We start from the raw sequence: 4252 nt of genomic DNA, 5'->3' as shown, positions 1-4252 counted from the left end.
CCTCGCCCGCCGGCGCGGGTTCGCCCGGTGCCGGCAACCACGTGTTGGTGTTGGCGGCGGCGTCGTCGCCAATCGAGTCGGAATTGCTGGCGACATGGCTGGATCAGCAGCGTGCCCGCCACCCGGAGGACACACTGGAAGTGCTGGCGTTGCCCGAGCAGAATCCGACGCCCGGTGCGCTCGCTCAACTCGTCGAGCAACTCGAATTGGACGAAGACCGATCGATTGTGCCGGTGCGCGTCTTCTGGATGCCGCCGGCGGACGCGACGGCGTTCAACCGGCTGACAGCGTTGCTGCCCGGACGAAATCCCTACCGGCCCAGCGAACGTCAACAGCGCCACATTCTGCGGTCAGACCGGTCGCGTGCGCAGGTGGTGGCGGGCGAATCGGCCAAGGTTTCGCAACTTCGCCAACAGTGGCTTGACATCACCGTCGGCGAGAACCCCCGCGAATTTGCGCATTTCGTCACCCGCCGAGCACTGTTGGCGTTGGAGCGCGCCGAATACCGAATCCTCGGGCCGCAATACAAATCGCCGCGGCTGGTGCGCCCGGAGATCATGGCGTCCGCGCGATTTCGCGCCGGCCTGGCGGAGATTCCGGGTGCGGACCTCGAGAAGGCCGGAAAGATGCTCGACGAACTCGCTACCGGATGGAGCCGAGTATCCGTCGACCTCGTTGGGGTCCTGGGCCGACTGTTCAGCCGGGGCTTCGACCGCGAAATCGACTACGACGAGTATCAGGTCGCCGCACTTCGCGCCGCGCTGGAGGCGCACCCGGCGGTGCTGCTGTTCTCGCACCGGTCCTACATCGACGGGGCGGTCATGCCGGTGGCGATGCAGGAGAATCGACTACCGCCGGTACATGTATTCGCCGGTGTCAACCTGGCATTCGGCGTGATGGGACCGCTGATGCGCCGCGCCGGAACCATATTCATCCGGCGCAACATCGGCAACGACCCGGTGTACAAGTACGTGCTCAAGGAGTACGTCGGCTACGTGGTGGAGAAGCGGTTCAACTTGAGCTGGTCCATTGAGGGCACCCGCTCGCGGACCGGGAAGATGTTGCCGCCCAAGCTCGGACTGATGAGCTATGTCGCCGATGCCTACTTGGATGGTCGCAGCGACGATATTCTGCTGCAAGGTGTTTCGATCAGCTTCGATCAGTTACACGAGACCGCTGAGTACGCCGCCTACGCCCGCGGCGGCGAGAAGCGGCCTGAGGGCCTGGGCTGGATGTACAACTTCATCAAGGCCCAAGGTGAACGTAACTACGGCAAGATCTACGTTCGCTTCCCCGAAGCGGTGTCGATGCGTGAATACCTCGGCCCGCGCCACGGCAATGTCGCCAACGACGAAGCCGCCAAACGGCTTGCACTGCAAAAGATGTCGTTTGAAGTTGCGTGGCGGATCCTGCAGTCGACGCCGGTGAACGCGACCGGTCTGGTGTCGGCGCTGCTACTGACCACCCACGGCCTGGCGCTGACGCTTCGGCAACTGCACCATACTCTGCAGGACTCGCTGGACTACCTGGAACGCAAGAACACCCCGATGTCCACCAGCGCGCTGCGGCTACGCACGCCGGAAGGTGTTCGTGCCGCGGTGGATTCACTATCGAACGGCCACCCCGTCACCCGGGTCGACGGTGGCCGAGAGCCGGTGTGGCGAATCGCTCCCGAAGACGAGCACACCGCCGCGTTCTACCGCAACTCGGTGATCCACGCATTCCTGGAGACCGTGATCGTCGAGCTGGCGCTGGCGTATGCCGGCCGGGTCGACAGCGACCGGTTGGAGGCGTTCTGGACGCAGGCCATGCGGTTGCGCGATTTGCTGAAATTCGACTTCTACTTCGCCGATTCGGCGGCCTTCCGGCGGAACATCGCCGACGAGATGTCGTGGAACCGGGACTGGGAAGCGCAGGTTTCCGCCGGCCCCGCGGCGATCGAAGCGATGCTCTACGCGAAGCGACCGCTGATGTCGGATGCGATGCTGCGGGTGTTCTTCGAAGCCTATGAGATCGTCGCCGATGTGTTGCGTGATGCGCCGGCGGACATCGGCGCCAAGGAACTCACCCAGTTGGCGCTCGGCGTCGGCAAGCAGTACGTCGCGCAGGGTCGGGTACGCAGCAGCGAGCCGGTGTCGACCTTGCTGTTCGACACCGCACGCCACGTCGTCGCCGATCAGGGTCTGCTCGAGCCGGGGCCGGAGCTGGCCGAGCGCCGCGTCGCGTTTCGTCGTGAATTGCAATCCATCCTGCAAGATTTCGACCACGTCGCCCAGATCGCGCGCAAACAGTTCGCCGCGCGCGAGGCCGAGGCCCGCGGCGCGGGTCGGTCGTAGGTAACGCGCCCGTAGTCTTTGGGTATGACGCGTCCGCCCGCCCCCCAGCGCCGGGCGGTGGCATGGCCGCTGCTCATCGGGGTAGCGGTGCTGGCCGGATGCACCGCAGCGGGGATCGGGCTGCTGTCGCTGGCGGCCGCGTTGACCGCTACCGGACTGCCCAATCCAGGACCGGTGACCACCATTGGCCTGCCGTTCGTCCGGGCCGCCGGCGAAATCGCCGCGGTGGTCGCTGTCGGGTCCTTTTTGACGGCTGGGTTTTTGGTTCCGCCGCAGGAAAACGGGCTGCTCGACGCCGACGGATATCGCGCTCTGCGGGTGGGGACGGTGGCGGCCGGGGCATGGGCGGTGTGCGCCGCGCTGCTGGTCCCGCTGACCATTTCCGACGTGTCCGGCCAGCCGTTCACCGCTCATCTGGGCCCCGCGAGCCTGTGGTCGCTGGCCGGCATCATCAACATCTCGGCGGCGTGGCGATGGACCGCGCTGCTGGCCGCGGCGCTGACCGTGGCCAGCCTTCCGGTGCTGCGGTGGTCGTGGACGCCGTGGTTGCTGGCCGGGTCGCTGGTGACGTTGATACCGCTGGGCTTGACCGGGCACTCGTCGGCCGGCGGATCCCACGATTTGGCCACCAACAGCCTGCTGATCCACCTGGTGGCGGGCAGCCTGTGGGCGGGCGGGCTGCTGGCGCTACTGACGCACGTGGTCCGCGGCGGGCAGCACGCGGATCTGGCCGCGCGGCGCTTTTCGGCGATCGCGCTGTGGTGCTTCGGTGCAATGGCGCTCAGCGGCGTCATCAATGCTTTGGTGCGGATTCGCCCGTCGGACTTACTGTCCAGCGAATACGGGCGGCTGGTTGTCGCGAAATTCGTGGCGCTGTGCCTGCTGGGCGTCGTCGGATGGCGTCAACGGCGGTCTGGAGTCGTTGCGCTGCAAGCTGATCCGAGTTCGCGATTTCATTTCATCCGGCTTGCGTCCGTCGAAGCGGTGCTCTTCGGCTTGACGTTCGGCGTCGCTGTCGGTCTGGGCCGCACCCCGCCGCCGCCGCTGCCGCGCGGCATCCCGTCGATCACTGAGGTGAAAATCGGCTACGACTTCGACGGTCCGCTCACCGCCATCAGGGTGCTGTTGGATTGGCGGTTCGACCTGGTCTTCGGCTCCGCGGCGATCGTGTTCGCGGTGCTGTATCTGGCCGGAGTGCGGCGGCTGCGTCGGCGCGGCGATGCGTACCCCGCGGGACGCACCGTGTCGTGGCTGCTGGGTTGCGCGGCATTGCTGTTCGTCAGCTCGTCGGGGATGGGCCGATACATGCCGGCGATGTTCAGCGTGCACATGGCCGCTCACATGGTGCTGTCGATGCTGGTCCCGATCCTGCTGGTGTTGGGCGGACCCGTCAGCCTCGCGTTGCGAGCGCTGCCGGCAGCCGGCCGGGGTGAACCGCCGGGCATGCGCGAATGGCTGCTGGCCGCCTTGCACAGCCGGATCTCGAGGTTCCTCACCAACCCGGTGGTTGCGACGGCGTTGTTCGTCGCCGGCTTCTACGGGTTGTACCTGGGCGGTCTGTTCGACGCCGCGGTCGGCAGCCACATCGGGCACCTCGTGATGAACGTGCACTTCCTGGCCAGCGGCTACCTGTTCTACTGGGTGGTCATCGGCGTCGACCCGACGCCACGGCCGATTCCGCCGCTGGCGAAGGTGGCGGTGGTCTTCGCGTCGCTGCCGTTGCACGCATTTTTCGCCGTCGCCCTGATGGCGATGGAGCGCGTGCTCGGTGAGAGCTTCTATCGGTCGCTGCATTTGAGCTGGCACACCGACCTGATGGGTGATCAGCGTCTCGGCGGTGGAATGGCTTGGGCCGCCGGAGAAATACCCCTGGTCGTCGTGATGGCCGCATTGCTGATCCAGTGGAAGCGCAGTGA

General features: G+C 66.2%; 2 protein-coding genes. Both read left to right on the top strand.

The annotated features are described in order from the left end of the window. Positions 1-41 precede the first annotated feature (41 nt). Positions 42-2336: a glycerol-3-phosphate 1-O-acyltransferase gene (locus AC2VOU_RS09410; protein ID WP_486957133.1), complete on the top strand. Its 2295-nt coding sequence runs from the start codon at positions 42-44 to the stop codon at positions 2334-2336. 24 nt (positions 2337-2360) lie between these two features. After that, on the top strand, positions 2361-4252 hold a 1892-nt coding region (locus tag AC2VOU_RS09405; protein WP_486957132.1), incomplete at its 3' end, for a bifunctional copper resistance protein CopD/cytochrome c oxidase assembly protein.

Source organism: Mycobacterium sp. TH-M25, assembly GCF_057473665.1.
This window is presented reverse-complemented; position numbering and strand designations above follow the sequence as displayed.